This is a genomic window from Clostridiaceae bacterium (assembly GCA_012840395.1).
Taxonomy (GTDB): Bacteria; Bacillota; Clostridia; order Acetivibrionales; family DULL01; genus DULL01.
In genome coordinates, this window is sequence record DULL01000003.1 from 1 (window position 1) to 21,568 (window position 21,568).

Consider the following 21,568-nt stretch of genomic DNA (forward strand, 5'->3'; position numbering starts at 1 on the left):
AAGTGTTTTCTCAATGACAGTATACCTTTTAAGCTGCTCTTGTGACATTAGATAATACACCTTGCCCTTCATAGTGACATTTTATCAAAATAATTAACAAGGTGACATTATCATAAAATAAACACAAAAAAGTAATACATTCACTTGTTTTTTCAAAACTCTCGTGATAAAATATCTCAGTATAAAGACATTTGTGTTTGGTACGCGGACATTTATATGTCCGCTAAACACATTCAGAATTATAAATTTTTAATTATATAATATATTCTATACAAACATAATTTGATGAGCGTATACTAAAGTAAGGGCATATAGTAAGGGCTCTCACTTGAATAAAATTTGTATACACCCTTGTATATTAGTACTATTTAATTAAAATGCAAACTTTTGTGAGGGGAGAAATATATATGAACAATAAATTAAAAGTAGGAATTGTAGGCGGAACGGGTATGGTGGGACAGAGATTCATTTCCCTTCTTGAGAACCATCCCTGGTTTGAAGTAGTATCTGTGGCAGCAAGTGAAAGATCTGCAGGAAAAACTTATTATGAAGCAGTTGAAGGAAGATGGAAACTCCCTACACCTATACCTGAGAATGTTAAAAATCTTGTAGTTAAGAATGCTGCAAATGTAGAAGAAGTATCTAAAGATGTTGATTTTGTATTTTGCGCCGTTGATATGAAAAAATCAGAAATTAAGGAATTGGAGGAAAGATACGCAAAAGCCGAGACTCCTGTTGTCTCAAATAATTCCGCCCATAGGTTGACAGCGGATGTTCCCATGGTAATTCCTGAAATAAATCCAGAACATATTGAAATAATAATCAGCCAGAGAAAACGTCTGGGCACCACCAATGGTTTTATAGCCGTCAAGCCCAATTGTTCGATTCAAAGCTATGTTCCGGCACTTCATCCTCTAATGGAATTTGGTCCTGAAAAAGTGGCAGTTTGTACCTATCAGGCTATATCGGGAGCCGGAAAGACATTTAAAGACTGGCCTGAAATGGTTGACAACGTTATTCCGTATATTGGAGGAGAAGAAGAAAAAAGTGAAAAAGAACCTTTGAAAATATGGGGTACTATTAAGGGAGATGAAATTGTCAATGCAGCCTCTCCGTTAATAACCGCCCAATGTATAAGAGTACCTGTAACAGACGGCCATATGGCAGCCATATTTGTATCATTTAAAGAAACACCCTCTGAAGAAACTATTCTTGAGAGATGGAAGAATTTCAAAGGAAGACCTCAAATATTAGGACTTCCAAGTGCTCCCGCCCAATTCCTGAAGTATTTTGAGGAAGACAACAGGCCTCAGACCAGACTGGACAGGGAATATGAATATGGAATGGGTGTAACCATAGGCAGACTTAGAAAAGACACACTTTTTGACTATAAATTTGTTGCCTTGTCCCACAATACATTAAGAGGAGCCGCAGGTGGCGCAGTACTTATTGCGGAGCTTCTGAAAAAAGAAGGCTATCTTGTGAAGAAGTAAATGAAGTGGACTTTTTAAGGGCAACAAAAGGAATGTTTCTTCTGTTTCCGCTTCGGCTGAATCAGAAGAAACGTCCCAATGCTTAAACTATCCCCATGCTTCCATTCATAAAAACAACAAGAGAAGGACCATTGTAATGTTCAGCCTGGCGAAGGACTGCTTCAATCTTATCTTTCCCATGTCAGCAATGATTATATCAGTAGGCATAACTACAGTTAATTCCTCTGGATACTTGATCTATTCTTTTTTATTATTGACAATATGACCACATGGTCATATACTATAAGTAATAATGTGACCATATGGTCACATTATTAAAGTACTCGGTTGCTTATCATCAAAGGGAGGTTCCCATGCCACAACAAACTTTTTTTAACTTGCCAGAAGATAAAAAAAATTCAATAATCTTAGCTGCCATAGAGGAGTTTTCTAAAGCCAGCTATAATACAGCAAGCATAAATAAAATATGCAAAAAATCAAACATTGCAAAAGGAAGCTTTTATCAGTATTTTACGGACAAACTGGATTTGTACGTTTATATAATGACTTTAGCCATCGAAGAAAAAATCAGGTTTTTCTCCACTGCTATTGGAGAATTTAATACATTAACATTGTTGGAACAAATCCGTTTACTTTTTCAAAAAGGTATAGAATTTGCTAAAAAACATCCTCAATATGCTGCCTTAGGTGAACAATTCTCCAAAGAAAATGAACAATCGGCTAAATTAACAGTTATTAAGGAAGGAGATAAACTATCAGAATCACTATTTGTTCAAATGATACAAAATGCAAAATCTAAAGGTGAAATAGACAGCAAAATCGATCCTTTAGCCTTGAGTTTGCTGCTGCAATCCTTATATAGTGCAGTTAATAAATATATGCTTAATAAGTTTGGTAACGTTAGATATGAAAGTTATGAAGAAGATATAAATAACTTTGTAGATTCACTACTAAATATATTATTTAATGGAATTCAAAATAAAAATTATTAAATATAAAGGAGACTTACCATGAATAAAAAAGTAGATTTTATATTAGGTATGTTGTTTGCAGCTGCTACAATAATTTTTATCGTAATATTTCTGACCAATGATATGTTTTTTAATTGGGCCTTTGAAAGACATCATAATATATTAAGCTGGTATATAAGACCTTTATTTATCATACCGATGGTGATATTTGCATTCAAGAAAAGTTATACTGGTATATTCGTTTCAATATTTGCACTATTTACGAGTATGTTCTGGTTCCCCGCTCCGGCTGCAAATAATCCTCAAGTATTAGAATTTTTAGCTTTTGAAATGGATTACCTTAAGGGTGCCTGGACTGCTCCCAAAATAGTAATGAGTCTGGCAGTACCCTTATTCTTCTATATGCTTCTTACAGCCGCGTGGAAAAGAAACTGGAAATGGCTTTTAGGTGTTATCATAGGAGCAGCTGTCTTAAAATTTATTTGGAGCGTAGTATTTAGTGGTGAAGCAGGCATGACTATCCTAAAACCTGCATTACTGGGTTTGATTATCTGTATCGTTGGACTAGGCTACTTTTTTAAGAAGCATAAACAAGCAGTTAAAAATAACCCTTCTCCTAAAGCATAAGGTATCTCATTGAAAATAATTACGCATATCATATTTGAATTATGCTCATCATATCGACATAATACGACATTCTTCTGAAAATCTATTGAAATTATTTAAAAAATTATATAAAATTGATATAACAATAAGCTGAAGGGGGATTTATATGCCGGTAATGTGGACTCCCGACTTGTCGGTGGGTGTTAAAAATATTGATGACCAACATAAAATATGGTTTGAAAAAGCTAATGGGCTGTTTGAAGCTGGAAAAGAACAGAGAGCTAAAGATTACATAAATACAATGCTTGATTTCTTAGATGAATACACAAAGCAACACTTCAGAGACGAAGAAGCTTTTATGGAAGAAATCCACTACCCTGAGATTGATGCTCAAAAGAAAGCACATGCAAGCTTTATTAATGATCTTGCCAAATTGAAAAGCGAATACAACAAAGCCGGCGGCAATATTCTGGTTATACTCAATGCCAATAAAATGGTTATTAATTGGCTTACGAATCACATCAGGAATATGGACAAGAAAATAGGCGAATATGTGAAAAGTATTTAGTTTCAGCAGCCAGATTTGCATTGCTTTTTTATGCAGTGCAAATCCTGGCTAATCTGTTTTTTTTTAAGATTTTATAATAAGATTGTTATTTTTTATTTTAATGCAGCAATTCAGCTCGTGCTTATGGAAGCAAGATATTTCTTGATGCCTTTTTAAAATTATTCTATTACTTTCTCCTTCATCTTTTGAATAAACTCTAATACTCCGGCTTCTATCTTAACAAGATCTTCTTCCTTTGGGGATCCTTCAAATTCCACTGATTCGATAAAATCCCATTTCATCTTATTTCTTTCAATTATTTCACTTAGTTCCTTCTCTGCACCGCCTGACCAGCCATATGACCCTAATCTGAATGCCACTTTGCCAGTTATCTTCTTTCTGCCAAGCTCATTTAAAGCTGCTGCAACTGGTGGAAAAAGCTTGTACTCATATGTAGGTGCTCCAATAATTATCCCCGCAGACTTTAAGACAGTTGCCACCATTTCACTGTCACTTTTTAGCGGCATCTGCAGCTTGTTGTATTTGATACCTTCCCTTTTAAGTATGCCCTCTACATAATCAACTGCTTTTGCAGTCATTCCATACATGGATCCCCACAATATAGTAACTTCATTCTTACCTGCTCCCTCAGCATATAAGGAAAACCTGTAATAATCATCCAGAATTTTTTGAGGATTTTTTCTGTAAACCGGGCCATGACCAGGTGCAATGGTGTTTATTTCCAGTTCTTTTGCTTTCTCAATTGCTTTTCTCAAACTAGGTGTAAAGGTTGCCATTACATTGGAGAAATACCTTATTCCTTCGGATTCAAAGAAGTCTGTCTCTTCAGGTGTCAGCTCATCATCAAAGCAATGGTCCCCCATCTTTCCAAATGTTCCAAACATATCACATGAGAACAGGGTTTTTGTATCTCTTTCATAGGTGTACATGGTATCTGGCCAGTGAACGTTTGGCACCGGGTGGAAACTCAGTACCTTACCCTTTCCAAGGTCTAGAGTATCTCCTTCCTTCACAATCCTTATATTGTCTTCGCCATAAAAGGAAGCCACCAACTTTGCAGCTTTATCAGTACATATTACTGTAAAATTATCCTTAATTTTTCTGAAGTTTGAAATCCAACCGGAATGGTCCGGTTCCATATGATTAACAATCAAATAATCGATATTTTGAGGTTCAACACCTATCTCTTCCAGGTTTCTATAAAGAGTTTCAGGTATACCATCCCAGTTAATTACGCCATCAATTATTGCAGTCTTTTCTCCCTGAACTATATAGGAATTGAGCGTTACTCCGTTTGCAATCTCCCAAATACCCTCAAATAGTATATCCTCAACATTCATTGTAAGCATGAATATTCCATCTGCAATTTTCAACTTTTTCATATTTAATCCCCCTTGAATAAAATTACCATAAGTTGTTTTCCAACTATTAGGGTCGATATATCAAATAATAATATAAACTATTATTACATTTTTTATTACATTTGGCAACTTTCATGCTTCTGTTTCATACAGCTACTACCCTTGAATTCAGGACTTATTATAATGTGATTATATATAAAATTGCTTAATATAGACTTTATATGTGATATAATAAAATGGTGTTTTTTGTTATATTATTGTAATTATTTATATAAATGGACAAGATGTAATGAAAGGAGAACTTTTAATGTTTAACGAAGAAATAGAAATTAAAATATTTGCCGGGAGTTCAAGTATAAGTTTTGCAGAAAAAATGTGCAAATACCTTGGGACCGAGCTTGGAAAATCACAAACAATTAAATTTTCAGAAGGTAATACGTTTGTAAAAATTCTTGAAAAGGTTAGAGATAAGGATGTATATATTGTTCAAACTATTGGTTTGAATCCTAATGACGATTTTATGGAACTTCTATTTTGGGTTGATGCATTCAAAAGATCGAGTGCCAGTTCTGTGACTGCTATTATACCATATTTTAGTTACGCGAAAGGAGATAAAAAAGATGAACCAAGAGTTTCTATTAGGGCTCGGGTTTGTGCAGATTGTCTTGAAGCAGCTGGAGTAGACCGTATAATTACAATGGACCTGCATAGTCCACAAATTCAGGGTTTTTTTAAGAAACCAGTGGATCATTTATACGGCATGCCAATTTTATGCAGGTATTTGAAAACTAAAAACATTAAGGACATGGTTGTTGTATCACCTGATGCCGGTTTTGCAAAAAATGCAAGGAAGTTTGCAACAGTTCTTAAAGCTCCTGTTGCAATAGGAGATAAAACACGTTATAGTCATGATGAAAAGGCAGAAATACTCGAAATTATTGGCAATGTTAAAGGAAAAAATGCAATAATTGTTGATGATTTTACGATAACCTGTGGAACACTAGTTGACACTGCGCGTGCTTTAAAAGAACATGGCGCGGAAAAGATATATGCATGCGTATCTCATGCACTTTTAGGGGAAAAAGGACTCAAGGCATTGGAAAATAGTGCAATAGAAGAATTAATAATTACAGATACTGTTGAAAATAAGAAAACTTTTGAACATCCTAAAGTAACAGTAGTAACAGTTACACAGCTTTTTGCACAAGCAGTAAAAATAATTCATAACAAAGACTCACTAAGTCAACTCTTTGATAATATTGATTCCTGATTTGACTATTTGAGTAAACAGATACTGTATTTATATACAAAAACGGCAAACATACTGGAAAATTTTAGGCTGATTAGGGGTGCTCATCTGTTCATTACGACACCTACTCATATTAGCTAGCTTATTTAGTTTTTGTGAACATGACCAGCACAAGCATCTGCCCTGTGATTGCCACGGCAATAGCCAACCATGGAAAATGTAATAAGATACTGTCATTAATCAGATGCTGAATAATTTATTCATAGTAAAGTGGGTTAACTTCCGAATTCGCCTTTCAAATCATAATTATTATTCATAATTAATAAACACAAGTCCAATCAGGCATATTACAACACCGACAATTTTATTCCAACTTAATATTTCTTTGTAGAGCAATGTTCCTACGAAGATTAACGCAACAGCAAGAAAAGCGCTCTGCACAATCTGGGCTGTACTGACTTGCCATCCGGCTCTGTAGGCATAAATCCATCCGATTTCAAGTCCGACCAATACAATTCCAAATGCAAATGGTGCCCAGTTTATTTTTTTAAATTCACTGATTATACTTAAGTCTTTGTTCAACAAAAAAAATAAAATCAATGATATTACTGCTGAAACTGTGTAGGTTATCGTCAGTGAAGCAAGAGGATTCATACTATTTGGTACAGATTTAGCACAGATTTGATATATAACATTTGATAAAATGACCAATGCGATTGGCCAGATATAATTAAACACTGGTTGTTCCTCCTTAATTAAGGCATTGCTTGGCTGTCGAAAAAATTAAATTTACAGGTTATTATCAATCTTCCTGATATTTTGACAAGGATTTGATAGCCATAAATCCTAAGATAAATGTAGCTATTGACATCAGGCCAAAACCTATCCACCAAAGTGCATCCGTATTTTGGGGAACTGCAGGTAATATTTTGTCCCGGAAAATCTCTGCTGTGGAACCAAGTACAAATCCTATAATTGCCCAATAGGTCTGATGAGGGTATTTGTTTAAGATCCATTCAATAGGCTTGGTTATCAGAAAAACTCCTATTAACGTTGCAATTCCCAATATTCCTATGTAAACAATATCAAATTCAGTTATTGCAGCAAGCATAGCATCATACATACCTAATACCAGCAGCATATGGGAGGTACTAATACCAGGAAGCACCAAAGCCATGGCAATTACAATACCTGTAACAAGTAACATTAAATAATGCATAACACCTGAACCTAAGCTAACATTGACGCTTCCTTGCGGAATAAATCCAATAGATATTACTATAATAAAACCCAGCAGGAAATAAATACCCGAGGATATTTTTAATGAGGATTCCTTTGTCTTCTTATACAGCGCAGGAATACCGCCAACTACCGCTCCAAGAAAAAACATAGATACAGGTATCGGATATTTCTCCAGCATCCATTTGATTAAAAATGAAAGGGAACAAATACCGGCACCGGCTCCAACACAAAACTTCAGTAAAAATAACAAATTCCCTTTGATGTCCTTAAAAAAATTACTGATAGAACCAATCAGCCTATCATAAATATCTAACAGAATAGCCATTGTACCACCACTCACTCCAGGAACACTCATGGATGAGCCAATGGCATATCCTTTTAACATTATAATCAGGTCATTTTTTAACTTGTTATTCATAAACTAAATACACCATATATTATATGGCGTGTATTCCTCCTTTTTATAATCATTTTAAATATATAGTCTTTTATATACCACTTTTAAGCTTACTGATGAAAATTATAGCATTATACTAAAAATAAGTACAATCCCCTCTCCAAATACTTTTCCCTGCCGCAATCTATATGGACCAATCTATTCACAAATTAATACCTTCTTCAATCACCTTATAAATATACTTTATATCGAGAGATTTTCGGAGTTCATCCGCAAGCTTGTCATATTCCCGCTCTTTATGGGTTTTTGCGTCATAGCTTAATATTTCATTGTATTTAAGACCTTTTTTGTTATACAAAGCTTTTATAATAGTCTTCAAAACCTCTTCGCTATCAAAAATCCCATGGACATAAGTGCCATAAACATTCCCCTGGCAAAGTCCGTCAGTTTTTTCACTACCGTCCATGCATTTAAGCATGGATAAAAAGCCATCAGCCTTTGTTATACCCATATGTATCTCATAGCCCTCGAAACTCTTTCCATTTAGCTCTGAAAAAATACCACCAGCATACTTAAAAGTTCCCCTTACTCTGGTTCTTGTCTTTTCCTTTTCAAATACGGTATGGGCATCAATGAGTCCCAAGCCCTCTATTTCACCGCCACCTTCCACGCCATAAGGATCCTTAATGCTTTTACAAAGCATCTGGTATCCGCCGCAAATACCGAATACAGGATTTCCACTGCTTGCATATTTCAGAATCTGAGTTTCAATACCGTTTTTCCTCAACCATTTTAAATCATCAATTGTATTTTTCGTTCCCGGCAGAATCAACAAGTCTGGGAACTTAAATTCCTTTTCACTTGAAATATACCTGACCTTTACTCCCAAAATCAGTTCAAAAGCATTAAAATCCGTAAAATTTGAGATTCTGGGCAGTTTTATGACAGCAATATCAATGTCCGCCGGCACCCCACTATTTTCAAATACTTCTGAAAGGCTGTCTTCATCATCTATTTTCAGGTTCATATACGGAACCACGCCTACTGTCGGAACTGGTATCAAATCTTCCGGCATTTTTATACCCGGTTCCAGAATCCTGATATCTCCTCTGAATTTGTTGATGATATTCCCTTTAATATATTTCTTTTCAGTTTCATCCTGCAGCATGTAGGTTCCATATAGTGAAGCAAAAACACCGCCTCTGTCGATGTCTCCCACAATAAGCACGGGGGAACTGGCCATCTTTGCCATTCCCATGTTAACTATGTCATTTTCTTTCAAGTTTATTTCCGCCGGGCTTCCCGCACCTTCAATCACTATAATGTCATTTTCAGCGGCAAGGGAGTTATAGCTTTTCATAATTACAGATATTAATTTTGTTTTGTCTTTATAATAGTCCATAGCATTTATATTCCCCACAACCTCGCCATTGACGATGACCTGTGAACCTTTTTCGCTTGTTGGCTTCAAGAGGATGGGATTCATTCTGACATCCGGCTTCTTATATGCAGCTTCGGCTTGTACCACCTGGGCTCTTCCCATTTCAAGGCCCTCTTCAGTTATATAGGAATTCAAGGCTATATTCTGAGATTTGAAAGGTGCCACCCTATAGCCGTCCTGTGCGAAAATCCTGCAAAGTCCGGCTGTTATAAGGCTTTTGCCTGCATTAGAAGTTGTTCCTTGTATCATGATAGCCTTAGCCATTTTTATTACCTCACTTGGTGCATGTTACCTTTCTTATTGTATGAATTATTATTGCATTAATCAGCTTTCCATTATCTTCACAGCATCTGACAGTTATTAAGTTTTTTGTCAAATATCTTCTTTCTTCATCTCTTTTGCTTCGAGTCCTTAAAAGATAATCCCTGTCTTCCTATGCTATGATTTCTGCCACCTGAGCAGGTGTTGGCCCACTCCACAAACACACATTTTTTACTTTGGAACAATCCACTGTTTGACTTATATTGCCAAGGTATTTATAGGGCTTCTTGAAATAAAAAGCCGAAGGCTTCTTCAAAGAGCTTTCGCAGAAGACAGGATAATATAAGACTCCCTCAACTCCTCAATATTTTCTCCATCGATTTACCTTTAGCCAATTCGTCAACAAGTTTATCAAGCCAACGGATTTTCTGCATAAGCGGGTCCTCAATATTCTCTACTCGGACACCGCAGACTACTCCCATGATTTTATTAGCATTTGGATTGATTTGCGGGGCTTCAGCAAAAAATGTTTGAAAATCAACTTCTTTTTCGATTTGCTCCCGTAAGCCATTCTCGTCATAGCCTGTCAGCCAGCAAATTACTGTATCTACTTCTTCTTTTGTGCGCCCCTTTTTCTCTGCTTTTTGAACATACATAGGATAAACTTTTGAAAAAGCGGTGGTAAATATTCTCTCTTTCATAGCTTTTAGCTCCCTTGCATATTACTTTTATTATCATATACTTTTATAATCCAGATCAACGTCTTATTTATGAGATATTATCCATTTATGCCTATACACCCTCAAGATCCATTAATGCAAACAATCTCTGTAGATTCTGAAAAGTCCAGGACTATATCAAATTGAAGCATATAGTCCCTCTACCGGTGTCATATATGTATACCTGTTTATCAACATATTATATCAATATAAATGCAACTTGGAAATAAACGTTTGAGATAATATCAATTCAACACCCTGGCTGGCAAATATACCTCTCACATTCTCCACTCTTTATCTGTTTACATTCTGAACTATACCTGGAAATCGAGTTAATTATACCATACAACTCCCAAATAATGTTATAGAATAAACCTTATGAAAAGTATTCCTTTTCAGGCCATGAAAAATGTAAGTACCGGAAGTACAGTCAGAATAAATTATTTAAACTCACCGTTAGAAGTTCCATAAATCGATATAATCAACATTCTGATTGTCATTACATCACAGGTTTGATACATCTTTTATACTATCTCAATCTTATACTCCCTCATCCAGATATCAACTTGGATTAAATATGCCATTAACTGTGTACCTGTCATGAGCTGACCGTACCAAGGCATTGTAAGAATCTTTCCATCAGAATCGATAATCTCCTGCACCTTTTTCTTGTCAATCAGCTGCACCAATGGAGAGTTGGAATCAATCAGTATCTTTTGCAGGCTTGACTTAACTGCATTCAAATATTTGGGATTGTGAGTTTTCGGATATGGGCTTTTTTTACGCCATATAATTATGTCAGGTAAAATGTCCTTCATGGCCTCCCTTACAATTCCTTTTTCTCTGCCGTTAAGAGACTTAATGTTCCAGGGCATATTATAGGCGTACTCTACCAAGCGGTGGTCACAAAAAGGCACTCTTACCTCAAGCCCGTTATACATGCTCATTCTGTCTTTTCTATCCAGCAATGTCTGCATGAACCAATTTAAATTCAGCATAAACATTTGCCTCATACGGACCTCAAGTTCTCCGTCACCGGGTAAAGTATCAGTTTCGTTTTCGGTGTCACTGTACTGCTGTTTTACATATTCTTCACCATCAATCAGCAAGCCCTGCTTTAAAATGCTTTGCCTTAAATTCAAAGATTGTGACCAAGGAAAGGTATCTTTGAATAAAATATCCCTGTTGTGATACCACGGATAACCGCCGAATATTTCATCTGCGCATTCGCCGGAAACTGCAACGGTAAACTCCTTTTTGATTTCTCTGCAAAACAGGAGCAGCGAAGAATCTACATCTGCCATACCAGGCAAATCACGGGCAAGCACTGCCTCACCTAAATGCTTTTCCAAATCTTCATTGTCCAGCAAAACTTCATGGTGCTGCGACCCTATCTCATTTACCATCATCTGGATATATTCTTCATCAGAATCAGGTTGAAAAATATTTTTTACAAAGTACTGCTGATTGTCAATATAATTAACTGAATAAGTATGAAGCCTTCCTTTGTTGTCAGATAAGTAACATTCGGAAGCTATTTTTGAAATTATACTGGAATCAAGTCCTCCGGACAAAAAGCAGCATAGCGGAACATCCGATACCAACTGACGTTTAACCGCATCGGTGATTAAAAAGCGAGTATTCTCTATTGTGGTTTTAACATCATCGGTATGCTCACTGGCCTTTAATCTCCAATATTTACGGACTTTACATCCTATTTTTTGCTCATAGGTCAAAAACTCTCCGGGTTTCAATTCGGTTACACCCTTGATAACTCCCTGGCCGCTTGTTCTGCCCGGTCCCAAGAGGAAAATTTCCTTGAGGCCATCGTTATCAATCCTAGGCTTGACTAAGGGATTTGCCAGCAAGGTTTTTAATTCGGAGCCAAAAATCATGCCGTTGGGATAGTTATATACAAACAGAGGCTTTACTCCCATTCTGTCGCGAGCCAAAAACATAGTTTTGCTTGTGTCGTTCCAGACACCGAAAGCGTAAATACCATTCAGCTTTTCCAGGCATAATTCGCCCCAATGTATAAATGCTGTCAGCAGAACCTCGGTGTCGGAATGTCCCCGGAAATGATATCCGAAAGCTAAAAGTTCGTCACGTAGCTCATTTGTATTATAAAGCTCTCCGTTATAAACAATGGTATATCTGGTATCGCCTTTTTCTAATGTCATTGGTTGAATACCGTTTTCAGGGTCAATAACAATGAGCCTTCGATGCATCAAGCACACGTTTTCCTTCAGATAAATACCTTGTGCATCAGGTCCTCTGCGCACCAAAGTACCTGTCATTTTGTTTATGATATCCTCATGATTTCTTAAATCCCTATTATAATCAATCCAACCTGCAATTCCGCACATAAATACCCTCCTAAAAATTAAAAGGCGTCACTCATTATGACGCCTTTGTCATCGGTATTTATATACTATGCATTACCTTCAATATTGTTTCTATGTGATTCGTTTATATTTTTATTTATTCTCAAAGATATTTTTCTTTAACTCATCCGGGGTAAATTCAAACCCTGCTTCCTTTTCCACCAGTGCTTCATAAACAGGTTTACATTTTCATTGGGCATATGACTCTTTCTATTATTATTTGATCTTTGCTTTACAGCATGGTTATGCATACCTTTATGTTGTATGCTCATATATTGCAATTCTCATATATTGCACGGATTTTAAGTCTGATCTTTTGATTATCATTACCATTCCAGGCACGAAGATTGCGTTTTGCGCCATCCTCTTCACTCGCACCGGATACATCAATGACAAAGTTTTCGTTTTTTGAAGCTTTGATATAGTAAATTTCTTTCTCTTTACTATTTGTATCGTCTGATGGATTATCAACAGGTGCCTCCCCCGTATAGTATACACCTGGCTGGATTACCGCCTGCCTTGCCTCATTGTCCCAGTATACATTGAACTGTGATGGGGTTCCGGAAAGTTTCTGTGCGAACTCGCGCAGTTGAATGTAATTGGTATCACCGTCAATCGGCCGTGCGTCATAAAAAGTAAATACTTCGCCATTCATCTTGAATTTCGTATCACTATTGCGGACATCGGTTGTACTTTGAAACCTGGTTTCAGTAACTGTACCACTATAAGACTTGCCAGGTTCTATGATGGCATACTGTCCATTCCAGGCTACATCAAACTGAGCAGCAGTACCGTTTAGCATAGCAGCAATAGCGCGAATCTGCAAGTAATTGGTACCATTTATATTGTACGCAGCCGTAACTGACACGGTCTTGCCATTCATCACAAATCTCGTATCACTTGGGTTAGCAGTAACTGGTGCGGTAACTGGAACTGATGGTTCAGTGGTTCTACAAGATGGCGTTTCACCTGAGGATGTTTCCCCGGAAGAGCCCTGTCCTGTCTCATTGGTCGCAGAAGTATTATCTGTAGAGCTTTTAGCCCTATTTACACCAGGATAGTTATCAGCATCATATTCAATACTTACGCATTCACTGTCCTTGCTGGAAGCAAAAAGCTGTTCCCAGTTCCCTAGACTGTCTCTATAGGTATAACCTATTCCTATGTAAGTAAAAGACTCTGTTTTTATGTTCTTCCTGTGTCCGTCAGAATACAAGTTCTTGTTTTCATGCATTTTATCCCTCTTAAGTAATTATTTGCTTTTCAAAGTCAGATGCTTTAGTTAAATTTAACTTATCATAATTGACATGGATAAAATGCTTTTGACATGAAATGCGGTTTTTTCGACATGAAACAATGCTCAACTTGAAAAACTTGAGTAAATCTTGTACAGTTCAAAACTTGGCAAGATCGGCTTTATCATCTATTATGAGCAGACCTCTTGTGTTTTTGAGACATATTTTAAAGACATATTGAAAGTGGGATTTGTCAGATTCCAAGGATATAAATCCCATTATACACAGAAGCTTTATTCAGCCAATCTCTCAGCATGGCATAGTCCACCGGCTTTTTTTCTTCCACGGTGCTTAGGATTTGAAGTACCTGCGCAGGAGAGTAATAGTTGATTCCATAGAGGTCAATCATTCCGCGCTGCAAATTGCTGTAAAGTCCGTATTTAAATATGTTGCAGTAGTTATCTAAAAAATCGTCAATGTTATCGATATTAATGTAGAGGGAATCATCCTGCCAGTGATTTATAGAACTTACCGACACAATGATTTTCGCGGGAGTTCCCGCCTTCATTTTGCAATACTGCAGTTCAATGAATGCTGAGCTGCAGTTTGCGAGACGTTCTTTTTGGTTACTGAATATATGAAACATTGTTATAACCCCAAATTGTGTTGTTTTAATACTACCATAGCGCCTGACAAGTTCGGTTTTTATCACAATGGTTTTGTGTGAAGTTCCCTTGCAAGCATGAATACGATATTGTCTACAATCCTATGCTGCATTATAGAACACATCCGCTATGGAAATATATCAGGATACTTTAATATTACTCTACTCCATCTAGCTTATAACTTGAAAACCCACTTTCTGTTTCTACATTGTATAACCCATAAAATCCCAAATATTTACCCTTCAAATCATCTTCATCCATAAGGCCGGTCCAGCTTCTAAATCCTTCCGGTAATTCTTTTACCGGAGCTTCTGGCGTGTAGATTAAGATCTCTTTTGCACCATTTATTCCGTATGGTTCAGAATAAATATATTTAATACCATCTATGATTTCTTCACTTTCTATTTCTTTCTCAAGATTTAGATATTCAATAAACACAGAATATGTATAATCATTTACTATCTCCGGTTCTGTAAATTTACCTTCAAATGTTGATAAATAAACAACTCCATGCGGGTAATCTTCTCCAGCAATTCCCATATCAGAATCAGAATATACTCCTTCGAAGGTTCCATCTTCGTTAACAGTCAGAATCGTCTGCCAAGCTCCAACCCCACTGGCAAATATAAATTTATACTTTGACAAATCCGAAAACAGATCTGTTAATTCTTTACTAATATCCTCATTTACAGTAAATGTAATATCTTCATCTTCATTTGACTTCACTGGCGTAATTGTATCTTTACTATTATTCTCAGTTGTTTTATCATCCACACTTTGATTAATATCAATGTATACATTCTTTGAGCTTTCAGCATAGCTCCGGCAACCAGTAAATAATAATACTGTACTGCATGCCATAGTCAACAATATCATTTTATGCTTATTTTTTAAAGTATTTTTAAACTCTAGATATTTTTTCTTCATATATTTACCCAATATTTTATATTTGCTTTTAATTCTATTACATTACCCAAGAATAAGTCCAGCACCAAGCTCATATGCTTCTTTCAATTTTAGTGGAAATGCCACTTCATGATGGGCTTTTTTCTTCGCCGGATCAAAGATGGTCCAGTCGTATTTACTATAATCATCTACCTGCAGAGTATCTCCACAGATCATGATTTTTGTTGGTCCAAAAAAGCGTTCCATCATTTGTTTATAACCTTCTAGCATTGTTGTATAACCTATTTTATCATAAAGACTTTCATCACAATTACTTGTGGTTATAAGGAGGACCGGAATCATATGCTCATTACAATTGGGGCGTTCCTTATTATAAGTCAGGTACTGAAAAATCAGACGTTCATAAAGCGCCCTAAACCCTGATGTCAAATTTCCTAGATAATTTGGTGAACCAATAATTAGTCCATCTGCTTTACAAATTTTATCCAGGACTTCTGATAATCCATCTTTAGAGACACATCGTCCAAAGCTCTTTGGACGTTTACAACCGAAACAGGAGATACATCCTTGAAAAGGATCCAGTCTATAAAGATCAATTATATCTACAGTTGCTCCAGCTTCTTTTGCCCCCTTTGCAGCCGCCTCTATCAGTTGGCCTGTGTTCCAACCTCTGCGTGGACTGGCATTAACAGCAACAATATATTTCATCTTTATACCTCCATAATGTATTTTCTTTTTTCTTTTATTTTTTCACTCAATCATAGATTTTCGCCTTTTCAAAAAAAAGCTATATGGACAGATATTGTATTGTTGTATAATTATGGTTGTTAGTGTGTATCACAGTGGTATCTAGCCAAACAGGTTCTTTAGCCGAAACTCACTAGTAAGCTCCTTTGCATATTGTTCAGGAATCCCTGAGTTCATCATGTTTTTTATCAGAATAGACCTGACCGCCACAGGCTTGGAATAGACAAAGGTATTAAAGCAATCAGCAAGCAAAAAGTCAATCTCCGCCCCTGCACAGCCTGGCCAATGCCTTAACCGTGTTGGAATTCCTGATGGTCACATTATCGTAAATCTGCTTTTCTACAATCCTAGACCAGCGTGTCCTTGAAAAGGTTTTCAGAGGCGCAGACCAGAAAATTACCCTACCGTGGCTTGCGACCTTTTCGTATTCAGTTCTAGGCTCCCCCACTTCCCTGAATACGTCTTCCACAGTGATGGGCGGTATGATAAACAGGGCATTATGCTTTGAGTCCCTGTCAGCATCCCACCACTCCGGTGCATTGTCCAAGACATCAAGCAACTCAATGTCTGTTACCACCATGACCGGCAGCTCCATGCCGTACCTCCTGGTAATGAAGGCCTCGCAGCGCTTCTTCAATGATTCGACATTCTCATTGTTACCACTATCATTTTCACTGTCTCTTGAAAATATGATATTTCCACTATTTATATATGTAACCACATCTTTGCATCCGTTTTCCTCAAAAAGCTCCTTCAATTCCTTCATGGAGATTTTATTTTTGCCCCCGACGTTGATGCCCCGGAGCAGGGCAATATATCTTGGCATAGATTCACCTGCCTTGGAATTTGATTCTGATATGATATTAACATTTTTTTGGTAATGTCAATTGTATGTATACGTCATTTATCATACATATCTAGTATTTATAATTATATTGCAATGATTTCAAATTCGCAAACAGCACAAAAAAGCTTTCTTCATTATTCATTTCTCAAATTATTCTGAACGGATGTAGCCCAGCAAAACGGGATTCCTCCTTCCATATCCAAGACATGATCAGCGCACTAACCACACCACCTATGGCAAATACCGGTACCATTGGCAGCAAAACTTTCACATGGAACAGTTTTTGATGATACTCTCTGTCCATATGCTCTGTTCCCGGAAGGCGTACTCTCTTGATGTTCGGAAACAACACCCAGTCCAGAATACAGGTATCAAATACTGTAAGCACTATAATATAACCATATACAGCGAACAAGCCCTGTACAAAGCTTACTGCTCCTGCTAAATGAGCCATCCATGCAAAAATAAAAGCGAAGGCAATCACCGCAGCTACTTTTTTGATTATCATTATTGCGTTCAGTTTCTTTCTTTCTGCCTCTTTGTGCTGTGAACGAAAGTATTCTTCCTGTATCTCAGGTGGGTAATCACTGACAAAGCTGACGGGATTAATCAGTAACATTCCGAATACCAAAATACCAAATATAGCCATCATTACTACGCATTCAATAATATAGATTGTCATGCTGAACATTTCAGCAACCTCCTAGATTAAGGTCTACAGCCTTGAAAATAATATTAGGCACTTCCACATAGCTCTGTTTATGAAATTGATGTCCATCGGTTAGTCTTGGTAAATATCCAGGGCTATCATTTTTATCTTTCAAACAATTTCAACAGAAACATTTTCATTTTTTCATATTTCCCAGTATATGGGTGTTCTCGTAGCGGTAGATTAAAATAGGTTTTACCTTTCAAAACCGTGGTAGGATGCGTGAACTCCCTGAACCCCCATTCTCCATGGTATGCACCCATTCCAGAGTGTCCTACCCCGTTGAACGGCACTCCCTTTACCATCATATGAATACAAACCTCATTAATACACCCTCCGCCATATTGTTGGGTTGACATAACCTTCTTTGCCCATCTCATATCGCTGGTGAAAACATACATAGCAAGAGGATGTTCTCTGTCGGCAATAGTGTCCATAAGATTGTCAATTTCTTCGTCCTTGAAAGGTATAATCGGCAGCAATGGGCAGAACAATTCATGCTGTACTATATACTCGTCTATTTTGACTGGATAAATGATAGTCGGAGCAAACCGTCTTGTTTCCCTGTTGCCACTTCCTCCGAAAATTATTCTGTCTTTGTACTCATCCGCCAGCTTCTGGCATTTGTCATATGCCGCATCGTTTATTAGCTTTGGATATTCTTCGTTTTCTTCGGGCTTTTCTCCGATTTGTCTGATAAACTCGCCTATCAGCGCCTCAATAAATGAATCCGCTATCTCATCAGCCACTGCAACTTGATTAATATTAATACAAATCTGTCCTGCATTGCACATCTTGAAAAATGCAATTTTACGTGCTGTATCCTTAATGTTTGCGTCTTTTCTGACAATACACCAGTTACCCTCTTCACCTCCAAGCTCAAGTGCTACTGGAGTCAAATTTTTTGCTGCTTCTGCCATTACGTGTTTACCAACCTCAGGAGAACCTGTATAGAATATCTTGTCAAATCGTTGTGCAAGGCACATGTCAGCCACATCGTGGCCGCCGTCTATAACTGTAACATATTCCTCGGGAAATGTTCCCGCAATCAGTTTCTGCAAGGCTTTGGTACTTGCCGCCGATTTTGAGCTTGCTTTAATCACTGCAGTATTGCCTCCTGCAATACTTGCCGTCAATACACCTAGTGTAAGAAGAATTGGGAAATTGAATGGACTAATAATCAGTGAAACACCATATGGCAATTTGTATACCGTGGTACACATGCTTGGAAAGCACATAAGACCACTGTAATGCTTTTCAGGCTTTGCCCATTTTTTCAGTCCGCGGATGGTTTCGTTAATTTCTACGATTACAGGACCAATATCACACATGTATGCTTCAATTGGGCAACGTCCCAAATCTTCATACAAAGCTTTTTCAAGTTCTTCCTCATGGGCAATCACAGCTGCCTTTAATTTTTTCAGCTGCTGTAATCTCCAGTTAACATCAAGAGTAACTCCTGAACGAAAAAATTTTCTCTGATTTGCGACTATCTCCCGTATTCTTTCTTGAGTATAAGCCATTATTATTCCCTTCCTTTCTCATCTGCAAGAATAATAACACCAGTAATATCAAATCATGAATTCATAATCCTGATGCCCATTTTTCTACATGCTTTTATAATGCAGTTCATGTCAATTTCACTTTTCCCTTCAGATATCATAACTACAGCTGCCTCATTTAAGACAGTTTCAATAGCCGAACAACTGAGCCCATTAAAGCTACCGGCAAGATTTTCAATTCGTATATCATCAGAAAGCCTTTTCTCCCTGGTATATAAGTTGATAAGTTTAACTCTTGTAGCCTGATCAGGATTGGGAATGGTATATTTCAAATCAAATCTTCCCGGGCGGACAAGTGCTTCATCCAATGAAGCATAAGAGTTTGTTGCTGCTATAACCAATACACCGTCTTCATTTTCAAATCCGTCCATCTCATTCAACATAGCCGTAATCATACGGTTATTTTCCTTATCTATACCAGAACCCGCATAATTTCTACGTTCACCTATGCTGTCAAATTCATCAATAAATATTATGCAAGGCTTATGCCTGCGCGCTTTATGGAACAATTGCTTAATCTTTCTTGGACCTATTGACATGAACACACTTTGAAAATCAGCACCCTTTGTTGCTATAAAATTAACACCAGCTTCTTCCGCTAATGCTTTTGCAAACAATGTTTTTCCGTTACCAGGAGGTCCCTCCAGCACAATCCCCTTTGTCGGGCGTACGCCCTTTCTTTTGTACTTTTCTGGATTTTTAAGCATGTCCACGGCATACATGATTTCCTTTTTTAAATCATCCAAGCCAGCAATGTCCTCAAATTTCACTCCGGTATGTTTTATTACCTTGAAAGATTTAAAGGATTCCCCAAAAATTTTATAAATTACAATTAGGATAATAGCTATGAATGCTACATCAAAGAAAATACTTAAAAACGCATCAAAGCCATCTTCACCTTCGGTGTTGTCTTTCACTTCAATTCCTAATAGCAGAAGTCTCTCCTTAAAATCACTGGTCTTCGGATTGTCCGTATAGTATAACTCATTATCTGCTTCTTTATGAAATTCAATTTTCTTTGTATAAATTGTGACATTTGTTATTTTTCCTTCTATAAGCTGATCATTAAATTCCTTATATTTCACATATGTTCCGTTATTCTGACGAAACAATATGACAGCCACAAAAATAGTTAATAATGCAATACAAGATACAGCAATGAACCCTCTTCTATTAAATAAAATTTTCTTCATATACTACTTCTTCTCCTAAATAAATTATATTTACAAAAACTACTGCCATTCAATAATATATCTGTCTTTCTTTTATATTCTCCTATTAATACTTTGCACCCATTCCTCATGAACAGCAAAAATTTGCTTGATTTGATCAATATTCACCAGACATCAAGGCAATACATTCTACATGATTACAAGCTATAGGTTTACTTCTATTTCCAACCCAGACTTAAACTCCACCACTAACCTGTCATAATATACAATCGTTTTTTCAACTAGTTTTCTAACCAGTTTATCATCAAACTCCGTAATATCACCCGTTTGCGTGTTAAGAAAGTCAGTCATTTCAGCAATCCGATCCCGCTTATCTTGGCGGAGAGCGTTTCTCGTGAGGATTTCTTGCCTCAAATCCCGTAACCGGTAAATCTCATTGACAATATTATCATAGCTTTCCTTTGAATTTGCCTTTTGGATCAACTCGGTTTGGAGTTCTTCCAGCCTTTTATCAATATCTGCTGTACTTTCATCCAAGTCCTCGCTTAATACGGTTTCAATATTCTTTTTCAGTATAGCCAGAAAAGAGTTTTTTCCAGTCTGTAATTGTAAAAGTGCGCCAGACTTGCTCTGTTTTAAGGTCGTTTAGCAATTCTGTCATCAGAAGCTCCGCAACCTTTTGTACCGCGGTGTGTCCTAATTCTTCTTTTCGTGTATATATGGCAGGAACCTGGCCGATGGTGCGGATTTCAAGGTTTTCTTATACAGCTCCATAGCCGCCGCGGTAAACTCGTTGCCATATTCCTCAAGCATCTCGGGCGTACCGTAGTCTTGAGTAATCATATCGGTATATGTAACACAGATGCGCTGCCACGATTCTTCCGCGCCGTTTAGTTCGCACAACAGAAATCGAGTAGGAGGTAGGTGATTAATTCACCTACCGACCTCTCACACCACCTAGCCTACGGTCCCGTACTAGGCGGTTCCCAAGTTTACGCCGTTACGGTTTTGTAGTAATCCCAGAAAAATGTGT

The 21,568-nt window shown here is 37.1% G+C and carries 19 protein-coding genes and 1 pseudogene; 5 read left to right on the top strand and 15 right to left on the bottom strand.

Features of this window, described 5'->3' with window-relative positions:
- Positions 1-407: 407 nt before the first annotated feature.
- The 4 genes from asd to GXX20_00325 all read left to right on the top strand — a co-directional run bounded on the left by asd (position 408) and on the right by GXX20_00325 (position 3,638).
- Positions 408-1,493 (top strand): aspartate-semialdehyde dehydrogenase, encoded by a 1,086-nt coding sequence (asd, locus tag GXX20_00310; protein HHW30112.1) that lies wholly within the window; start codon positions 408-410, stop codon positions 1,491-1,493.
- Between the two features lie 353 nt (positions 1,494-1,846).
- Positions 1,847-2,485, top strand: a complete 639-nt coding sequence (locus GXX20_00315) for a TetR/AcrR family transcriptional regulator (GenBank protein HHW30113.1) — start codon at positions 1,847-1,849, stop codon at positions 2,483-2,485.
- Positions 2,486-2,503: 18 nt separating this feature from the next.
- Positions 2,504-3,091, top strand: coding sequence for a hypothetical protein (locus GXX20_00320; protein ID HHW30114.1), 588 nt, complete (start codon positions 2,504-2,506; stop codon positions 3,089-3,091).
- 145 nt (positions 3,092-3,236) lie between these two features.
- A complete protein-coding gene (locus tag GXX20_00325; protein HHW30115.1) occupies positions 3,237-3,638 on the top strand; it encodes a hemerythrin family protein in 402 nt (133 codons plus the stop codon).
- A gap of 158 nt (positions 3,639-3,796) precedes the next feature.
- Here GXX20_00325 and GXX20_00330 read toward each other — a convergent pair whose 3' ends face one another.
- Positions 3,797-5,020 carry an FprA family A-type flavoprotein gene (locus GXX20_00330; GenBank protein HHW30116.1) on the bottom strand — a complete coding sequence of 408 codons (1,224 nt, stop codon included), beginning with the start codon at positions 5,018-5,020 and terminating at the stop codon, positions 3,797-3,799.
- Positions 5,021-5,306: 286 nt separating this feature from the next.
- Here GXX20_00330 and GXX20_00335 point away from each other — a divergent pair, with 286 nt between their 5' ends.
- Positions 5,307-6,269, top strand: a complete 963-nt coding sequence (locus GXX20_00335) for a ribose-phosphate diphosphokinase (protein ID HHW30117.1) — start codon at positions 5,307-5,309, stop codon at positions 6,267-6,269.
- Positions 6,270-6,557: 288 nt separating this feature from the next.
- On the opposite strand, the gene GXX20_00340 is transcribed toward GXX20_00335, so the two are convergent.
- The 14 genes and pseudogenes from GXX20_00340 to GXX20_00405 form a co-directional block, all read right to left on the bottom strand.
- Positions 6,558-6,986: an EamA family transporter gene (locus tag GXX20_00340; protein HHW30118.1), complete on the bottom strand. Its 429-nt coding sequence runs from the start codon at positions 6,984-6,986 to the stop codon at positions 6,558-6,560.
- A 64-nt stretch (positions 6,987-7,050) separates the two neighbouring features.
- On the bottom strand, positions 7,051-7,908 hold the full coding sequence (locus tag GXX20_00345; protein HHW30119.1) for a DUF368 domain-containing protein: 858 nt from the start codon (positions 7,906-7,908) through the stop codon (positions 7,051-7,053).
- A gap of 181 nt (positions 7,909-8,089) precedes the next feature.
- Positions 8,090-9,592: a cobyric acid synthase gene (locus tag GXX20_00350; protein ID HHW30120.1), complete on the bottom strand. Its 1,503-nt coding sequence runs from the start codon at positions 9,590-9,592 to the stop codon at positions 8,090-8,092.
- Positions 9,593-9,942: 350 nt separating this feature from the next.
- Positions 9,943-10,290 (bottom strand): DUF2200 domain-containing protein, encoded by a 348-nt coding sequence (locus GXX20_00355; protein ID HHW30121.1) that lies wholly within the window; start codon positions 10,288-10,290, stop codon positions 9,943-9,945.
- Between the two features lie 542 nt (positions 10,291-10,832).
- On the bottom strand, positions 10,833-12,674 hold the full coding sequence (gene asnB / locus GXX20_00360; protein HHW30122.1) for an asparagine synthase (glutamine-hydrolyzing): 1,842 nt from the start codon (positions 12,672-12,674) through the stop codon (positions 10,833-10,835).
- Between the two features lie 286 nt (positions 12,675-12,960).
- On the bottom strand, positions 12,961-13,926 hold the full coding sequence (locus GXX20_00365; protein ID HHW30123.1) for a CAP domain-containing protein: 966 nt from the start codon (positions 13,924-13,926) through the stop codon (positions 12,961-12,963).
- A gap of 254 nt (positions 13,927-14,180) precedes the next feature.
- On the bottom strand, positions 14,181-14,573 hold the full coding sequence (locus tag GXX20_00370; protein ID HHW30124.1) for a hypothetical protein: 393 nt from the start codon (positions 14,571-14,573) through the stop codon (positions 14,181-14,183).
- Between the two features lie 175 nt (positions 14,574-14,748).
- Entirely contained in the window at positions 14,749-15,519 is a 771-nt protein-coding gene (locus GXX20_00375) for a hypothetical protein (protein HHW30125.1), read from the bottom strand.
- 42 nt (positions 15,520-15,561) lie between these two features.
- Positions 15,562-16,206, bottom strand: coding sequence for a flavodoxin family protein (locus GXX20_00380; protein HHW30126.1), 645 nt, complete (start codon positions 16,204-16,206; stop codon positions 15,562-15,564).
- Positions 16,207-16,501: 295 nt separating this feature from the next.
- Positions 16,502-17,071 carry a DUF1697 domain-containing protein gene (locus tag GXX20_00385; protein ID HHW30127.1) on the bottom strand — a complete coding sequence of 190 codons (570 nt, stop codon included), beginning with the start codon at positions 17,069-17,071 and terminating at the stop codon, positions 16,502-16,504.
- A gap of 166 nt (positions 17,072-17,237) precedes the next feature.
- Complete coding sequence (locus GXX20_00390; GenBank protein ID HHW30128.1) at positions 17,238-17,783, bottom strand: hypothetical protein; 546 nt, start codon at positions 17,781-17,783, stop codon at positions 17,238-17,240.
- A 122-nt stretch (positions 17,784-17,905) separates the two neighbouring features.
- Positions 17,906-19,324, bottom strand: a complete 1,419-nt coding sequence (locus tag GXX20_00395; GenBank protein ID HHW30129.1) for an aldehyde dehydrogenase family protein — start codon at positions 19,322-19,324, stop codon at positions 17,906-17,908.
- Positions 19,325-19,377: 53 nt separating this feature from the next.
- Positions 19,378-20,556: an AAA family ATPase gene (locus GXX20_00400; protein HHW30130.1), complete on the bottom strand. Its 1,179-nt coding sequence runs from the start codon at positions 20,554-20,556 to the stop codon at positions 19,378-19,380.
- Positions 20,557-20,739: 183 nt separating this feature from the next.
- Positions 20,740-21,135: pseudogene (locus tag GXX20_00405) on the bottom strand (recombinase family protein).
- Positions 21,136-21,568: the final 433 nt, after the last annotated feature.

Coding starts and splice junctions, on each gene's coding strand:
- asd (HHW30112.1), top strand. CDS start 408: ATGAACAATAAATTAAAAGTAGGAATTGTAGGCGGAACGGGTATGGTG.
- GXX20_00315 (HHW30113.1), top strand. CDS start 1,847: ATGCCACAACAAACTTTTTTTAACTTGCCAGAAGATAAAAAAAATTCA.
- GXX20_00320 (HHW30114.1), top strand. CDS start 2,504: ATGAATAAAAAAGTAGATTTTATATTAGGTATGTTGTTTGCAGCTGCT.
- GXX20_00325 (HHW30115.1), top strand. CDS start 3,237: ATGCCGGTAATGTGGACTCCCGACTTGTCGGTGGGTGTTAAAAATATT.
- GXX20_00330 (HHW30116.1), bottom strand. CDS start 5,020: ATGAAAAAGTTGAAAATTGCAGATGGAATATTCATGCTTACAATGAAT.
- GXX20_00335 (HHW30117.1), top strand. CDS start 5,307: ATGTTTAACGAAGAAATAGAAATTAAAATATTTGCCGGGAGTTCAAGT.
- GXX20_00345 (HHW30119.1), bottom strand. CDS start 7,908: ATGAATAACAAGTTAAAAAATGACCTGATTATAATGTTAAAAGGATAT.
- GXX20_00350 (HHW30120.1), bottom strand. CDS start 9,592: ATGGCTAAGGCTATCATGATACAAGGAACAACTTCTAATGCAGGCAAA.
- GXX20_00355 (HHW30121.1), bottom strand. CDS start 10,290: ATGAAAGAGAGAATATTTACCACCGCTTTTTCAAAAGTTTATCCTATG.
- asnB (HHW30122.1), bottom strand. CDS start 12,674: ATGTGCGGAATTGCAGGTTGGATTGATTATAATAGGGATTTAAGAAAT.
- GXX20_00365 (HHW30123.1), bottom strand. CDS start 13,926: ATGCATGAAAACAAGAACTTGTATTCTGACGGACACAGGAAGAACATA.
- GXX20_00370 (HHW30124.1), bottom strand. CDS start 14,573: ATGTTTCATATATTCAGTAACCAAAAAGAACGTCTCGCAAACTGCAGC.
- GXX20_00375 (HHW30125.1), bottom strand. CDS start 15,519: ATGAAGAAAAAATATCTAGAGTTTAAAAATACTTTAAAAAATAAGCAT.
- GXX20_00380 (HHW30126.1), bottom strand. CDS start 16,206: ATGAAATATATTGTTGCTGTTAATGCCAGTCCACGCAGAGGTTGGAAC.
- GXX20_00385 (HHW30127.1), bottom strand. CDS start 17,071: ATGCCAAGATATATTGCCCTGCTCCGGGGCATCAACGTCGGGGGCAAA.
- GXX20_00390 (HHW30128.1), bottom strand. CDS start 17,783: ATGTTCAGCATGACAATCTATATTATTGAATGCGTAGTAATGATGGCT.
- GXX20_00395 (HHW30129.1), bottom strand. CDS start 19,324: ATGGCTTATACTCAAGAAAGAATACGGGAGATAGTCGCAAATCAGAGA.
- GXX20_00400 (HHW30130.1), bottom strand. CDS start 20,556: ATGAAGAAAATTTTATTTAATAGAAGAGGGTTCATTGCTGTATCTTGT.